The sequence below is a fragment of the Kitasatospora sp. MAP12-44 genome (assembly GCF_029892095.1).
In the GTDB taxonomy this organism is placed as follows: domain Bacteria; phylum Actinomycetota; class Actinomycetes; order Streptomycetales; family Streptomycetaceae; genus Kitasatospora.
Genome location: NZ_JARZAE010000004.1, coordinates 5,662,353 through 5,676,658 on the forward strand (window position 1 = coordinate 5,662,353; position 14,306 = coordinate 5,676,658).

The following is a 14,306-nucleotide window of genomic DNA, read 5'->3' on the forward strand; positions in this document are numbered from 1 at the left end:
GGGGCGTACGCTTCGCGCGGGGAGCGCGCCGTGCCTCCGTACGGCCGCGCCAGGATGCAGGAGAGGACGGCACATGCAGGGGACCGTGGGCGAGCTCGGCGAGTTCGGACTCATCAGGGAACTCACGGCGCGGTTGCCGCTCACCCCGTCGGTCGAGCTCGGCCCGGGTGACGACGCCGCCGTGGTCAAGGCGCCCGACGGCCGGGTGGTCGCCACCACCGATGTGCTGATCGAGGGCCGGCACTTCCGCCGCGACTGGTCCACCGCCTACGACGTGGGCCGCAAGTCCGCCGCGCAGAACCTCGCCGACATCGCCGCGATGGGCGCCGTGCCGACCGCGATACTGCTCGGCCTGGTCGCCCCCGCCGACCTGCCCACCACCTGGGCCACCGAGATGATGGACGGCCTGCGCGACGAGTGCCAGGTGGCCGGCGCCGCGGTGGTCGGCGGCGACGTGGTGCGCGGCGACACCATCACCCTGGCGATCACCGCGCTGGGCGACCTGCAGGGCCGGGCCCCGGTGACCCGCGCGGGCGCCCAAGTGGGTGATGTGGTCGCGGTGACCGGCTGGTTGGGCTGGTCGGCGGCGGGCCTGACGGTGCTCTCCCGCGGGTTCCGCTCGCCGCGCGCGTTCGTGGAGGCGCACCGCCGGCCGGAGCCGCCGTACCACGCGGGTCCGGCGGCGGCCGAGCTCGGCGCGACCTCGATGGTCGACGTCAGCGACGGCCTGGTCGCCGACCTCGGACATGTGGCCGCCGCCAGCGCGGTGGACATCGACCTGCGGGCGGCCGACTTCGACGTACCGGCCCAGATGGCCGACATCGGGCAGGCGGTCGGCGTGGACCCGCTGGTCTGGGTGCTCTCCGGCGGCGAGGACCACGCGATCGTGGCGACCTTCCCGCCGAGCGTCCAGCTGCCGGCCCGCTGGCGGGTGGTGGGCGAGGTGGCCGGCCGGGCCCGGACCGGGCACCAGGGCCGGGTCACCGTGGACGGCGCTCCCTGGGAGCGGACGGCGGGTTGGGACCACTTCGCAGAGTGACGGTGGATCAACTCAGCGAAGCGACCGCGTAGTCTTGAACGCATGCGCATCGGTGTCCTGACCAGCGGAGGCGACTGCCCCGGGCTCAACGCGGTGATCCGCTCGGTGGTGCACCGGGGCCTGGACGTGCACGGGGACGAGATCCTCGGCATCGAGGACGGCTTCCGCGGCCTGATCGAGGGCCGGGCCCGGATCATCGGCCACGACGACGTCACCGGGCTGCTCACCATGGGCGGCACCATCCTCGGCTCGGCCCGGGTGCAGCGCGAGCGGATCATGTGGGCCGTCGAGAACGCGCGGACGCTGGCCGGCAACCTCGGCATCGACGCGCTGATCGCGATCGGCGGCGAGGGCACGCTGACCGCCGCCCAGCTGTTCAGCGACGCCGGGCTGCCGGTGGTCGGCGTGCCCAAGACGATCGACAACGACATCGAGGCCACCGACGTCACCTTCGGCTTCGACACCGCCGTGCACGTCGCCACCGAGGCCATCGACCGGCTGAAGACCACCGCCGAGTCCCACCAGCGCGTGATGGTGGTCGAGCTGATGGGCCGGCACACCGGCTGGATCACGCTCACCGCCGGTATGGCGGGTGGCGCGCACGGCATCCTGATCCCGGAGAAGCCGTTCGACATCGAGGCGGTCGCCCGGATGATCGAGGAGCGCTTCGAGCGCGGCAAGAAGTTCGCCATCGTCGCGGTCGCCGAGGGCGCCAAGCCGGCGCCCGGCACGTTCCCCTTCGACCACGGCATGGTCGACCAGTACGGCCACCAGACCTTCGGCGGGATCGGCACCCGGCTCGCCCACGAGTTGGAGGACCTGCTCGGCAAGGAGTCCAAGACGGTGATCCTCGGTCACACCCAGCGCGGCGGCACCCCCACCGCCCGCGACCGGGTGCTCGCCACCCGGTTCGGCTGGCACGCGGTGGAGGCCGTCCACAAGGGCGCGTTCGGCCACTTCACCGCGCTGCGCGGCACCGAGATCGAGCTGGTCCCGGTCGCCGACGCGATCGCCGGGCTGAAGACCGTCCCGCAGGACCGCTGGGCGGAATCCGAAGCCGTCCTGTAGGGCGTATTCGGTAGGTTGGGGCGCATGTCAGCAACAGCCCCCGCGCGGGTCCTCACCATCGCCGGGTCCGACTCCGGAGGCGGAGCCGGCATCCAGGCCGACCTCAAGACGATGCTCGCCCTCGGGGTGCACGGGATGAGCGTGATCACCGCCGTCACCGCGCAGAACTCGCTAGGCGTCCAGGGCTACTGGGAGCTGCCCGCCCAGGCCGTCCGGGACCAGTTCCGCAGTGTGGTGGACGACATCGGCGTGCAGGCCGTGAAGACCGGCATGCTGGCCTCGATCGAGCTGGTCGAGACGGTCTCCGAGCTGCTCGCGGGCGTGGACGTGCCGGTGGTGGTCGACCCGGTCGGGGTCTCCAAGCACGGGGACGCGCTGCTCGCCGCCGAGGCCGTCGCCACCGTCCGGACCCGGCTGCTGCCGGTCGCCACGCTGGCCACGCCCAATCTGCACGAGGTGGCGCAGCTCACCGGCATCACCGTCACCGAGGAGCACGAGATGCGCCCGGCCGCCGAGGCGCTGCTGGCGCTCGGCCCGCGCTGGGTGCTGGTCAAGGGCGGCCACCTGGCCGGCGAGGCCGCCGACCTGCTGGTCGGCGCGGACGGCTCCGAGCACTGGTTCCGCTCGGCGCGCTATGACAACCGGCACACCCACGGCACCGGCTGCACGCTGGCCAGCGCGATCGCCTCCGAGCTGGCCAAGGGGCGGGACGTGCCGGCAGCCGTCGGAGCCGCCAAGGAGTACGTCACCGGGGCGATCCGGGCCGGCTTCGCGCTCGGCGCGGGCATCGGGCCGGTCGACCACGGCTGGCGCACCCGCTGAGACGCCAAGTAGGGCCCGGCACTGGAGTGCCGGGCCCTACTGGTGCTTCACAAGACCAAACAGAAAGCCGACCCATCCGAGGATGGACCGGCTTACTGGAGGACCGGCTTACCGGTCTGCGCGTCAGCGCGAGACCTTACCGGCCTTGATGCACGAGGTGCAGACGTTGAGCCGCTTCGGCGTCCGCCCGATCACAGCGCGCACCGTCTGGATGTTGGGGTTCCAACGACGAGGGGTACGGCGGTGTGAGTGGGAGATGCTGTTGCCGAAGCCCGGCCCCTTGCCGCAGACGTCGCAGTTGGCAGCCACAGGAGTCACTCCAAGACTTCAGAATCATTTACGTTCGAAAACCCCGGCTGATCCGCCCCGGACCACTCGCGTGGACCGACTCGACTCAAGGGGTGAGCCTGGACTGTTCCAGGCAACCGAAGCAGCATACCTCGCCCACTCCGGTTCAAGGAAATTACCATGTCCGGCCGGTACCCCGCCCCGCCAGGCCTCCTGCCAGCGGTGATCCCGCCACCGCCCGGATAACCTGCCGAGGAGCGCGTCACCCGCCTCGCCCCCCGTTCCCGTTGCGTTCACCTGGAGGAGACCCCGGTGCTGGACACGCTTGACGCCCTCGCGGTCCGCACCTGGTGCCGGCTCGCACTCTCCGCGCTCGGCCAGGCCCGCGAGGAGATCGACGCGCTCAACGTGTACCCCGTACCGGACGGTGACACCGGGACCAACCTCTACCTGACCGTGGAGTCGGCCACCGCCGCCGTCGAGCTTTGCTTCGAGGCGGAGCAGGAGCCCGGCCTGGACACCGCGGTCAAGGCGATGGCCAAGGGCGCGCTGCTCGGCGCGCGCGGCAACTCCGGGGTGATCCTGGCCCAACTGCTGCGCGGCGCCGCCGAGATCCTGGCCGCCCGGGGCGGCGGGCCGCAGGCGCTGGGCGCGGCGCTGCGCCGGGGCTGCGAGGCGGCCTACCAGGCGGTGGCCGAGCCGGTGGAGGGCACGCTGCTGACGGTGGCGGCCTGCGCCGCCGAGAGCGCCGAGCGGGCCGAACAGGCGGCCGGGACGCTGGCCGAGGTCGCCGGCGCCGCCCACCAGGAGGCCCGCCGGGCGCTGCTGCGCACCCCCTCGCAGCTCGCCGTGCTGGCCAGGGCGGGTGTGGTGGACGCCGGCGGGCGGGGCCTGGTGGCGGTGCTCGGCGCGCTGGCGGACGCGGTGACCGGGCAGCAGCCGATGGGTCCGGTCGCGTTCGGCGAGGACCTGGGACAGGACGCGGGCCTCGCGGCGGGCTGCGAGGGCCACCAGCGCCCGCCGGGCCCCGGCCACCCGGCCTTCGAGGTGATCTACCTGCTGGACGCCCCGGACCAGGCGCTGCCCGCACTGCGACGCCGCCTGGCCGAGCTCGGCGACTCGCTGGTGGTCGGCGGCGGCGACGGGCTGTGGAACGTCCATGTGCACGTGGACGACGCGGGCGCGGCCGTGGAGGCCGGCGTGCGGGCCGGCCGGCCGTACCGGATCCGGATCACGCACTTCGCCGAGGCCGCCGCCCGCGCCGGCACCGGCAGCCCCGCCGAGCCGGTCGCCCGGGCAGTGCTGAGCGTGGTCACCGGCGAGGGCCTGGCCGAGCTCTGCACCCGCGCGGGCGCGGCCGTGCTGCGGGCCGACCCGGACGCGCCGCCGTCCAGCGCCGAACTGGCGCAGGCGGTCCGCCGCTGCGCGGCCAGCGAGGTGATCGTGCTGCTCAACGACCCCGAGCTGCGGGCCACCGCGGGCGCCGCCGCCGACCAGCTGCGCGAGGAGGGTGTGCGGATCGCGGTGCTGCCCACCCGCTCGCCGGTGCAGGGGCTGGCCGCGCTGGCCGTCCACGAGGCCGCCCGCCGGTTCGACGAGGACGTGGTCGCCATGACCTCCGCCGCCGGCGCCACCCGGTATGCCGAACTGGCCGTCGCCGAGGGGGAGTCCTGGACGATGGCCGGGGTCTGCCAGGCCGGTGACGTGCTCGGCCTGATCGACGGGGACGTCGCCGTGATCGGCCGCGGGATCGCCGCGACCGGCGCCGAGCTGCTCTCCCGGATGCTGGCGGCCGGCGGCGAGCTGGTCACCCTGGTGCTCGGCGAGGACGCCCCGGACGGGCTCGCCGAGCAGCTGGTGGCGCACGCCCGCAAGCAGCGGCCCGAGGTGGACACCGTGGTCTTCGCGGGCGGTCGGCAGAGCGCGCCGCTGCTCATCGGGGTGGAGTGAGCCTCATGTCGTACCTGTGGTGTCCAATAGGGCCTGATGGCCGCATTGGACGAACCCCTGATCAAGCTCGTCGGCGACCGCACCGCGAAGGTGCTGGCCGACAGCCTCAAGCTGCGCACGGTCGGTGACCTGCTGCACCACTACCCGCGCCGGTACGCCGAGCGCGGGGAGTTGACCAGCCTGGACGACCTCGAGGTGGACGAGCACGTCACCGTGGTCGCCCGGATCGAGAAGGTCACCCTGATCCCGTTCAAGCAGCGCCGCGGCGACCGCCTGGAGGTGGTGGTCACCGACGGGCGCGGCAAGCTGACCCTGGTCTTCTTCAACCAGGGCTGGCGGCAGAAGGAGTTGCGGCCCGGCGCACAGGGGCTCTTCGCGGGCAAGGTCGGCGTCTTCAACCGGACCCGCCAGCTGGCCGCGCCCGACTACCAGCTGCTGGACGCCGACGCCGAGGCAGGCGTCGCCGAGAAGTTCGCCGGCCGGCTGATCCCGGTCTACCCGGCCAGCGCCCAGTTCCCCAGCTGGAAGTTGGCGCAGTGCGTCGAGTTGGCGCTGGACAGTCTGGCCGCCACCGGCTGGGAGGGCGTCGGCGAGCCGCTGCCGGCCGAGTTGCGTGCCGAGCACGCGCTGATCCCGCTGCCCGAGGCACTGGAGTCGATCCACCGCCCGCGCACCCACGCCGACCGCGAGCGCGCGCAGAACCGGCTGCGCTGGGACGAGGCCTTCGTCCTGCAGGTCGCCCTCGCGCAGCGCCGGGCCGCCGACTCCGCGCTGCCCGCGGTGGCCCGCGCGGTGCGCTCCGGCGGCCTCCTTGACGCCTTCGACGCCAAGCTCCCGTTCACCCTGACCGAGGGCCAGCAGTCGGTCTGCGCGGAGATCTTCACCGACCTGGCGACCGAGCACCCGATGCACCGGCTGCTGCAGGGCGAGGTCGGCTCCGGCAAGACCCTGGTGGCGCTGCGCGCGATGCTCACCGTGGTGGACGCCGGCGGCCAGGCGGTGCTGCTGGCGCCGACCGAGGTGCTCGCCCAGCAGCACCACCGCTCGATCGTCGAGATGATGGGGGAGTTGGCCGAGGGAGGGATGCTCGGCGGCTCCGAACACGGCACCAAAGTCGTGCTGCTGACCGGGTCGATGGGGGTGCCGGCCCGCCGCCAGGTGCTGCTCGACATGGCCTGCGGGGACGCCGGGATCGCGATCGGCACCCACGCGCTGATCCAGGACAAGGTGCAGTTCCAGGATCTCGGCCTGGTCGTCGTCGACGAGCAGCACCGCTTCGGCGTCGAGCAGCGCGACGCGCTGCGCGCCAAGGGCGAGCAGCCCCCGCACCTGCTGGTGATGACCGCCACGCCGATCCCGCGCACGGTGGCGATGACGGTCTTCGGCGACCTGGAGACTTCCGTCCTGGACCAGCTGCCGGCCGGCCGCTCGCCGATCTCCAGCCATGTGGTGCCCTCGCTGGAGAAGCCCAACTTCCTCGCCAGGGCCTGGGAGCGGGTCCGCGAGGAGGTCGGCAAGGGCCACCAGGCGTATGTGGTCTGCCCGCGGATCGGCGATGAGCCGGAGGATCCGAAGAAGAAGCGCAAGGCCGCCGCGGACGACCCGGAGGATCTCGGCGCCGGCAGCGACGAGCGCCGCCCGCCGCTGGCCGTGGTGGCCACCGCCGAGATGCTGGCCAAGGGCCCGCTGGCCGGGCTGCGGGTGGAGATCCTGCACGGCCGGCTCGCCCCGGAGGCCAAGGACGACGTGATGAAGCGCTTCGGGGCCGGTCAGGTGGACGTCCTGGTGGCGACCACGGTGATCGAGGTCGGGGTGAACGTGCCCAACGCCACCGCCATGGTGATCATGGACGCCGACCGCTTCGGTGTCTCCCAGCTGCACCAGCTGCGCGGCCGTGTCGGGCGCGGCAGCGCGGCGGGCCTGTGCCTGCTGGTCAGCGAGATGCCGGCGGGCAGTTCGGCGCGCGCCCGGCTGGACGCGGTGGCCGGCACGCTGGACGGTTTCGAGCTCTCCCGGATCGACCTGGAGCAGCGCCGCGAGGGCGATGTGCTGGGCCAGGCGCAGTCCGGCGTGAAGTCCTCGCTCAAGGTGCTCTCGGTGCTGGAGGACGAGGACGTGATCGCCACCGCCCGCGAGGCGGCGGCCCGGCTGGTCGCCGTCGACCCGGAGTTGAAGGACCATCCGGACCTCAAGACGGCGCTGGAGAGCCTGCTCGACGAGGACCGCGCGGAGTACCTGGAGAAGGGCTGAGCCCGACCGGCGCACGCCCCGGAATTGTCAGTGCCCCAGGAGAGAATGAAGGTGTTCAGGGCGCACCTCAAGGTGCGTTCCTGGCACGACACTTGGGGGTCCTGCCATGGCATTCCGTCATCTCAACGAGCTCCCGCTCGGCGACAAGGTCTTCCGGATCGAACTCGCCAGCGACGACGACCGAGAGGTCACCCTCACCCTGACCGGCTGGCGCGAGGGGGCCGCCGCCACCCCGCTGGCCTCCGGCAAGCTGCGCCTCCCGGTGGAGGACGTCGCCAGCCTGCGGATCGCGCTCAACCGCGCGCTGCGCGCCCTGGCGATCGTCGCCGACGTCTCCGAGCCGATCCCCGACCGCGACGTGCTGCGCGAGCTCTACCCCGGCCACGGCGCCCCCTGGGTGCCGCAGCACGAGGAGGAGCTGGTCCGGCGCTTCCACGAGAACGAGACCATCGCCCGGATAGCCGCCCGGTTCGGCCGCACGCCGGACTCCGTACGCACCAAGCTGCGCGAGCTGGGCCACGACCCGCGCCGCCCCGAGCACTGCCCGCCCGACGGGTGCCTCTCCTGGTCCCGCTATGCCTCGCCGACCCTGCTGGGCGCCGCGCCGCAGGAGTAGCCCCGGGCGCCCTCCTGTCCGGTACCGGACAGGAGGGCGTATAGCGTGGTCACGGCAGAGACAGCTCCGACAGTTCAGGATCGTCATGACCCGCGTGATCGCCGGGGTCGCCGGTGGCCGGCGGCTGGCCGTACCGCCAGGCCGCAGCACCCGTCCGACCTCCGACAAGGCCCGCGAGGCGATGTTCTCCACATTGGAGGCGCTGCGCGGCACCCTGACCGGGATCCGGCTGCTCGACCTCTTCGGCGGCTCCGGCGCGGTGGGCCTGGAGGCGCTCTCGCGCGGCGCCGCGCATGTGCTGCTGGTCGAGGCGGACGCCTCGGCGGCCCGGGTCATCCGGGAGAACGTCAGGGTGATCGCGCTGCCCGGCGCCGAGGTCCGCGCCGACCGCGCCGAGCGGGTGGTGGCCGGCCGGCCGCCCGAGGACCCGTACGACACGGTCTTCCTCGACCCGCCCTACGCCGTCACGGACCAGGAACTGCGCGAGATGCTGATCACACTCCGGGCTGGGGGCTGGCTCACCGAGGACGCACTCGTCACCGTGGAACGCAGCACCAGAGGCGGCGAGTTCGGCTGGCCCGAGGGCTTCGAAGCGCTCCGCTCGCGCCGTTACGGCGAGGGCACGCTCTGGTATGGCCAGGCCACCGAGGCCGCGGCCGACGACGCCGACCGGGCGAACTGACCGGGCGACCAACCGAAGGGACACCACACCTCATGCGCCGCGCCGTCTGCCCGGGCTCCTTCGACCCGATCACCAACGGGCACCTCGACATCATCGAGCGGGCCTCCAAGCTCTACGACGTGGTGCACGTCGCAGTGGCGATCAACAAGAACAAGTCGGGCCTGTTCAGCATCGAGGAGCGCATCGCGCTGATCGAGGAGACCACCGCCGTCTACGGCAACGTCGAGGTCGAGTCGCACCACGGCCTGCTGGTCGACTTCTGCCGCGACCGCAACATCCCGGCCATCGTCAAGGGCCTGCGGGCGGTCAGCGACTTCGACTACGAGCTGCAGATGGCGCAGATGAACCGCGGCCTGTCCGGCGTCGAGACACTCTTCGTGCCGACCTCGCCGACCTACAGCTTCCTCTCCTCGACCCTGGTCAAGGAGGTGGCCCACTACGGCGGCGACGTCTCGCACCTGATCCCCGAGGTGGTCAACCGCAAGCTCACCGCGAGGATCGCCGAGCGCGCGGCCAGCTGACGGACGTCCACGCACGACCCGGGCTGAGCCTGGCGGATCGTCATGGACTGTCCGCCTCCCGGGTGGCACCGCGCTGCACGGCGTTGTCATCCCGCCCCGGGGTGGACGTACAGTCTGTACTCCCGCCTCGCGGCACTCCAGGGCCAACTCCCTGGCGCCGCCCGGCTCCGCTGCCTCCGCCCGTATCCCGGCGGCACACGGAAAGACACGAAGACCCGTGGACGTGCAGAACAAAGTCGATGAGATCGTCGCAGCGGTCGAGAACGCCCGCTCGATGCCCATGTCGTCGTCCTGTGTGGTGAACCGGGCCGAGCTGGTCGCCATGCTGCAGGAGCTGCGCGCCGCGCTGCCCACCGAACTCGCCCAGGCCCAGTCGGTGATGGCCGACCACGAGCAGCTGGTGGCGGATGCCCGCGGCGAGGCGGAGCTGATCATCCAGGGGGCGCACGCCGAGCGCGGCTCGCTGATCTCGGACACCGAGGTGGTCCGCCGCTCGCAGGCCGAGGCCGACCGGATCCTGGCCGAGGCTCGCGAGGAGATCGCCGTCAAGCGCCAGGAGGCCGACGACTACGTCGACAGCAAGCTGGCCAACTTCGAGGTCGTGCTGACCAAGACGCTGGGCGCGGTCGGCCGCGGCCGCGACAAGCTGCGCGGCGAGCAGAGCGCGTACGAGACCGAGGCGGACGGCGAGGAGTTCCAGCCGCGGGACACCCCGAGCCCGGAGGTCGACGAGTACGTCGATGTGAAGCTCGCCACCCTGCAGGCAGTGCTCAGTGGCACCCTGGAGGCGGTCGGTCGCGGCCGCGACAAGCTGCTCGGCAAGGCCCCGATCGACGAGCTCGGCGCCTACCTGGCCGCCGCCGACCAGGCCCAGCAGCAGAAGGACCGCGCCGAGGCGGTGGCGGCCGGCTTCGCCGACGGGGACGAGGAGCAGCCCTGGTACCGGGAGGTCCCGGAGCAGCAGAACTGGCCCGAGCAGACCCCCGTCGAGGCCGGCTGGCAGGCCGCGCCCGGCGACGCCCCGTACGCCGCTGTCGCCCAGTACCAGGGCGGCCAGGACCCGGCCTACGCCCCGCAGCACCCGCAGCACCCGGCCGGCGACTACGCCGAGGTCTACGGCGGCAGCTACGACCCGGCCGGCCAGGTCGATCCGTACGCCGGCCAGTACGGCTACCAGGGCCACCAGCAGCAGGCCGACCCGTACGCGACGCCCTACGGCTACCAGCAGGAGCAGCCCTACCCGGCCGCCCAGCAGGGCTACGACCCGTACGGTTACCAGCAGCAGGCCGTGCAGCCGGGCCAGCTGCCGCAGCAGCAGCAGGCGGGTCTGGACGAGACCAGCTTCTTCGACACCAGCATGATCGACATGACCAGGTTGCGGGAGCTCGGCGGCCGCTGAGCGAATTCGCCCCAAGTTGGGGCTGGCGCCGCTCTCGGGTAGTCTGACCACTCCGGTCTTTCCAACACCGGACCGTTCGGCTGCCCGCGCACCACTGCGCAGCACCCGGACCACCCCCAAGAACCACTCGCGTGGCGTAGGAATGCGCCCGCCGTAGGAAGTCAGGACACCTTGAACCGCCTCGACCACCGCGACCCGCTCGTGTTCGACACGCATGAGCTCGGCCGTCGCCCCGGATCGCTGCGCAAGGTGTCCCGCACCCTGAAGGCCCCCGAGGGCCTGGGGATCGTCGATGTGATCGGCGTTCCGACGGACAGCGAGATCGTCCTGGAGCTGCGCCTGGAGTCGGTGGTCGAAGGGGTGCTCGTTACGGGCACCGCCGAGGCCGACGTCACCGGAGAGTGTGTGCGCTGCCTGGAGCCGGTCGAGGACAGCCTCGATGTGGACTTCCAGGAGCTGTACTACTACCCGGAAGCCGACGAGCGCGGGCGCACCCGGACCGGCGGAACCTCCTCCGAGGAGGAGTCCGACGAGGACGAGGATGAGATCTACCGGTTGGAGGGCGATTACTTCGACCTTCAGCCGGTGCTGCGTGACGCGGTGGTGCTCGCACTGCCGCTGCAGCCGGTGTGCCAGGAAGACTGCCTGGGCCTGTGCTCCGAGTGTGGAGCACGCCTGAGCGACGACCCGGCCCACCACCATGATGTCGCCGACCCCCGGTGGGCGGCATTGCAGGGACTCTCCGCCGCCCCTGGCGACGAGGGTGACGGAATCAAGACCAGCAGCACCCGTGAGGGTTCTGCCGAAGATCAGGAGAAGTAGCCGTGGCTGTTCCGAAGCGGAAGATGTCGCGCAGCAACACGCGCCACCGACGTTCCAACTGGAAGGCCGTCGTCCCGGCCCTCGTCGCGTGCGACCGCTGCCACGAGCCGAAGCTTGGTCACATCGCGTGCCCGAGCTGCGGCACGTACAACCGTCGCCAGGTCCTCTCGGTCTGATCGGCGGGCAACGATCGATGTCGGATGACATTTCCTCCCGCAAGTCGTCTCCCAGCAATGGGGGGAAGGGCGGCGGGCCGGCGTCGAGCGACTACGACGTCCTGGAAGGGCGCCTCGGGTACGTACTCGAGCGCGCCCTTCTGGTGCGTTCGCTCACTCACCGTTCGTACGCCTACGAGAACGGTGGACTGCCCACCAACGAGCGTCTGGAGTTCCTCGGGGACTCGGTGCTCGGCCTGGTGGTGACGGACACCCTCTACCGGATCCACCCGGACGTCCCGGAGGGCACGCTCGCCAAGCTGCGCGCCGCGGTGGTGAACTCCCGCGCGCTGGCCGAGGTCGGCCGCGGCCTGGAGCTCGGCACCTTCATCCGCCTCGGCAAGGGCGAGGAGGGGACCGGTGGCCGTGACAAGTCGTCGATCCTCGCCGACACCGTCGAGGCCGTGATCGGTGCCATCTACCTGGACCAGGGCCTGCCGGCCGCGACCGAGTTCGTGCACCGGCTCTTCGACCCGCTGATCGCGGAGTCCTCCCAGCTGGGCGCCGGTCTCGACTGGAAGACCAGCCTGCAGGAGCTGACCGCCTCGGTGGGCATTGGCGTGCCCGAGTACGTCGTCGAGGAGTCCGGCCCGGACCACGAGAAGACCTTCAACGCCGCCGCCCGGGTGGCCGGCGAGGACTACGGCAGTGGCACCGGACGGTCGAAGAAGGAAGCCGAGCAGAAGGCCGCTGAGAGCGCCTGGCGCGCGATCAAGGCCAAGCACGGCGGCGACCCGAACCCCTCCGCGGCCTAGGCGGCGGCCGACCGTGCCCGAGTTGCCCGAGGTCGAGGTCGTCCGGCGCGGACTCGAGCGCTGGGTGACCGGCCGCACCGTGGCCGAGGTGCAGGTCCTGCACCCGCGCGCGGTGCGGCGCCAGCCCGGCGGCGCGGCGGACTTCGCCGCCCGGCTGGCCGGTCTGACGCTCGGCACCGCCCGGCGGCGCGGCAAGTACCTCTGGGTCCCGCTGGCCGACAGCGGCGAGTCGCTGCTCGGCCACCTCGGGATGAGCGGGCAACTGCTCGTCCAGGACCCGACCACCCCGGACGAGACGCATCTGCGGGTCCGGCTGCGCTTCACCGACGGCGGCCGCGAGCTGCGCTTCGTCGACCAGCGGACCTTCGGCGGCCTGGCCGTCGAGCCGGCCGAGGCCGACGACCCGGAGGGCACCCCCATCTCGCTGGCGCACATCGCCCGCGACCCGCTCGACCCGCGCTTCGACGACGCGGCCTTCGCCACCGCGCTGCGCGCCCGCCGCACCACCGTCAAGCGCGCGCTGCTCGACCAGACGCTGATCAGCGGGGTCGGCAACATCTACGCGGACGAGGCGCTCTGGCGCTCCAAGCTGCACTACGACCGCCCCACCGAGAGCCTCACCCGCCCGCTGGCCGCCACCCTGCTCGGCAACGCCCGCGAGGTGATGAACGCCGCGCTCGCGGTCGGCGGCACCAGCTTCGACAGCCTCTACGTCAACGTGAACGGCGAGAGCGGCTACTTCTCCCGCTCGCTGGACGCCTACGGCCGCGAGGGCGAGCCCTGCTACCGCTGCGGCACGCCGATCCGCCGGGCCGCCTGGATGAACCGCTCCAGCTACTACTGCCCGCGCTGCCAGCGCGTCCCCCGCCCCCGCTTGTCCTAGCCCTAGTGCGTCAGCTCCGGCTGGCGGGTGTCGGCGGACATCGCCCCCTCGCCCTCGCCGAAGTGCGCCACGGCCACCGCGCCGGCGACGGCCAGCACGAAGCCGATGATGCCGAGCCAGCCGAAGCCGTGCCGGGTGGCGTCGCCGAGCCAGACCACGCCGATCACGCCGGGGACCACCGTCTCGCCGACCACCAGGGCGGCGGTGGCGCCGTTGACCGAGCCGATCTGCAGCGCGACGGTGTGCAGGTACATCCCGCCCAGGCCGCCGACCAGGATCGCGTACAGGGCCGGGTCGCTGAGCAGTTGGCCCACGTCGAACGGGTCGACGCCGTTCAGCACCCGCACCCCGATGCCGAGCGCGCCGAAGCCCAGGCCGGAGAGCAGGCCGGCCACGATCGCCCCGCCGGTGCCCAGCCGCCGGACCGCCAGCGAGCCGCCCGCGATCACCACCACCGAGATCAGCAGCAGCCACCAGTGGGTGGCGATCGGGGTCGTCCCGGTGCCCTCGGCGCCGGCCGCCACGGCCAGCAGCACCAGCGCGGCGCAGACCACCGTGATCGAGGCCCACTCCGGCCGCTTGAGCCGCATGCCGAGCAGCTTGATGCTGAGCACCGCGGTGACCACCAGATTGGCGCTGATCACGGTCTGCGAGAGGAAGAGCGGCAGCAGTCGGGCGGACAGCGCGCCGAGCAGGAAGCCGATCAGGTCGAGCGCGGTGCCGAGGATGAACTCCCAGGTCACCACGGCCTTGGCGGTCGAGGTGAGGCTCGGGCCGCCGTGCTCGGTGACCATCGCGTCGGGGGCGCCTGGGGAGCCTGCTGCGGCTGCGGCGGCTGCGGCCGCCCCCTCCTCGCGGGCCGAGCGGCGTGAGCCGACCGCCTGCAGCACCGAACCGGTGCCGTAGCAGGCGGAGGCCGCCACAGCGGTCACGAGGCCGATGATCACCAAGTACTCCGATCGGGGTAATTCGCCAGCAAGGTGTGGATGCTCCCAC

The 14,306-nt window shown here is 72.4% G+C and carries 15 protein-coding genes; 13 read left to right on the top strand and 2 right to left on the bottom strand.

Going from position 1 to position 14,306, the window contains the following annotated elements; genetic code table 11:
• Positions 1-73 precede the first annotated feature (73 nt).
• The 3 genes from P3T34_RS26155 to thiD are packed head-to-tail and all read left to right on the top strand — an operon-like array spanning position 74 to position 2,929.
• Entirely contained in the window at positions 74-1,039 is a 966-nt protein-coding gene (locus P3T34_RS26155; RefSeq protein WP_280668484.1) for a thiamine-phosphate kinase, read from the top strand.
• A 42-nt stretch (positions 1,040-1,081) separates the two neighbouring features.
• On the top strand, positions 1,082-2,107 hold the full coding sequence (locus P3T34_RS26160) for a 6-phosphofructokinase (RefSeq protein WP_280668485.1): 1,026 nt from the start codon (positions 1,082-1,084) through the stop codon (positions 2,105-2,107).
• Between the two features lie 24 nt (positions 2,108-2,131).
• Entirely contained in the window at positions 2,132-2,929 is a 798-nt protein-coding gene (thiD, locus tag P3T34_RS26165; protein WP_280668486.1) for a bifunctional hydroxymethylpyrimidine kinase/phosphomethylpyrimidine kinase, read from the top strand.
• A gap of 123 nt (positions 2,930-3,052) precedes the next feature.
• Here the strand turns inward: thiD and rpmB are convergent, their stop codons facing one another.
• Complete coding sequence (rpmB, locus tag P3T34_RS26170) at positions 3,053-3,238, bottom strand: 50S ribosomal protein L28 (protein ID WP_014138233.1); 186 nt, start codon at positions 3,236-3,238, stop codon at positions 3,053-3,055.
• A 291-nt stretch (positions 3,239-3,529) separates the two neighbouring features.
• Between rpmB and P3T34_RS26175 the strand changes: the two genes are divergently transcribed.
• From P3T34_RS26175 to mutM, 10 genes are all read left to right on the top strand, one after another.
• A complete protein-coding gene (locus P3T34_RS26175; RefSeq protein ID WP_280668487.1) occupies positions 3,530-5,167 on the top strand; it encodes a DAK2 domain-containing protein in 1,638 nt (545 codons plus the stop codon).
• 36 nt (positions 5,168-5,203) lie between these two features.
• Entirely contained in the window at positions 5,204-7,417 is a 2,214-nt protein-coding gene (recG, locus tag P3T34_RS26180; RefSeq protein WP_280668488.1) for an ATP-dependent DNA helicase RecG, read from the top strand.
• A gap of 106 nt (positions 7,418-7,523) precedes the next feature.
• Positions 7,524-8,033, top strand: coding sequence for a hypothetical protein (locus tag P3T34_RS26185; RefSeq protein WP_280668489.1), 510 nt, complete (start codon positions 7,524-7,526; stop codon positions 8,031-8,033).
• A gap of 85 nt (positions 8,034-8,118) precedes the next feature.
• A complete protein-coding gene (gene rsmD, locus P3T34_RS26190; protein ID WP_280668490.1) occupies positions 8,119-8,715 on the top strand; it encodes a 16S rRNA (guanine(966)-N(2))-methyltransferase RsmD in 597 nt (198 codons plus the stop codon).
• Positions 8,716-8,747: 32 nt separating this feature from the next.
• Positions 8,748-9,236 (top strand): pantetheine-phosphate adenylyltransferase, encoded by a 489-nt coding sequence (gene coaD, locus P3T34_RS26195; RefSeq protein ID WP_280668491.1) that lies wholly within the window; start codon positions 8,748-8,750, stop codon positions 9,234-9,236.
• Positions 9,237-9,453: 217 nt separating this feature from the next.
• Positions 9,454-10,635, top strand: coding sequence for a cell division initiation protein (locus tag P3T34_RS26200; protein WP_280668492.1), 1,182 nt, complete (start codon positions 9,454-9,456; stop codon positions 10,633-10,635).
• Between the two features lie 171 nt (positions 10,636-10,806).
• Positions 10,807-11,457, top strand: coding sequence for a DUF177 domain-containing protein (locus P3T34_RS26205; RefSeq protein ID WP_280668493.1), 651 nt, complete (start codon positions 10,807-10,809; stop codon positions 11,455-11,457).
• A 2-nt stretch (positions 11,458-11,459) separates the two neighbouring features.
• Positions 11,460-11,633 (top strand): 50S ribosomal protein L32, encoded by a 174-nt coding sequence (gene rpmF, locus P3T34_RS26210; protein WP_030056747.1) that lies wholly within the window; start codon positions 11,460-11,462, stop codon positions 11,631-11,633.
• A 17-nt stretch (positions 11,634-11,650) separates the two neighbouring features.
• Positions 11,651-12,427 carry a ribonuclease III gene (gene rnc, locus P3T34_RS26215; RefSeq protein WP_348534686.1) on the top strand — a complete coding sequence of 259 codons (777 nt, stop codon included), beginning with the start codon at positions 11,651-11,653 and terminating at the stop codon, positions 12,425-12,427.
• A 13-nt stretch (positions 12,428-12,440) separates the two neighbouring features.
• On the top strand, positions 12,441-13,310 hold the full coding sequence (gene mutM, locus P3T34_RS26220; RefSeq protein ID WP_280668494.1) for a bifunctional DNA-formamidopyrimidine glycosylase/DNA-(apurinic or apyrimidinic site) lyase: 870 nt from the start codon (positions 12,441-12,443) through the stop codon (positions 13,308-13,310).
• A 2-nt stretch (positions 13,311-13,312) separates the two neighbouring features.
• Here mutM and P3T34_RS26225 read toward each other — a convergent pair whose 3' ends face one another.
• Positions 13,313-14,257 carry a hypothetical protein gene (locus P3T34_RS26225; RefSeq protein WP_280668495.1) on the bottom strand — a complete coding sequence of 315 codons (945 nt, stop codon included), beginning with the start codon at positions 14,255-14,257 and terminating at the stop codon, positions 13,313-13,315.
• Positions 14,258-14,306 lie beyond the last annotated feature (49 nt).

Coding starts and splice junctions, on each gene's coding strand:
- P3T34_RS26155 (WP_280668484.1), top strand. CDS start 74: ATGCAGGGGACCGTGGGCGAGCTCGGCGAGTTCGGACTCATCAGGGAA.
- P3T34_RS26160 (WP_280668485.1), top strand. CDS start 1,082: ATGCGCATCGGTGTCCTGACCAGCGGAGGCGACTGCCCCGGGCTCAAC.
- thiD (WP_280668486.1), top strand. CDS start 2,132: ATGTCAGCAACAGCCCCCGCGCGGGTCCTCACCATCGCCGGGTCCGAC.
- recG (WP_280668488.1), top strand. CDS start 5,204: ATGGCCGCATTGGACGAACCCCTGATCAAGCTCGTCGGCGACCGCACC.
- P3T34_RS26185 (WP_280668489.1), top strand. CDS start 7,524: ATGGCATTCCGTCATCTCAACGAGCTCCCGCTCGGCGACAAGGTCTTC.
- rsmD (WP_280668490.1), top strand. CDS start 8,119: ATGACCCGCGTGATCGCCGGGGTCGCCGGTGGCCGGCGGCTGGCCGTA.
- coaD (WP_280668491.1), top strand. CDS start 8,748: ATGCGCCGCGCCGTCTGCCCGGGCTCCTTCGACCCGATCACCAACGGG.
- rnc (WP_348534686.1), top strand. CDS start 11,651: ATGTCGGATGACATTTCCTCCCGCAAGTCGTCTCCCAGCAATGGGGGG.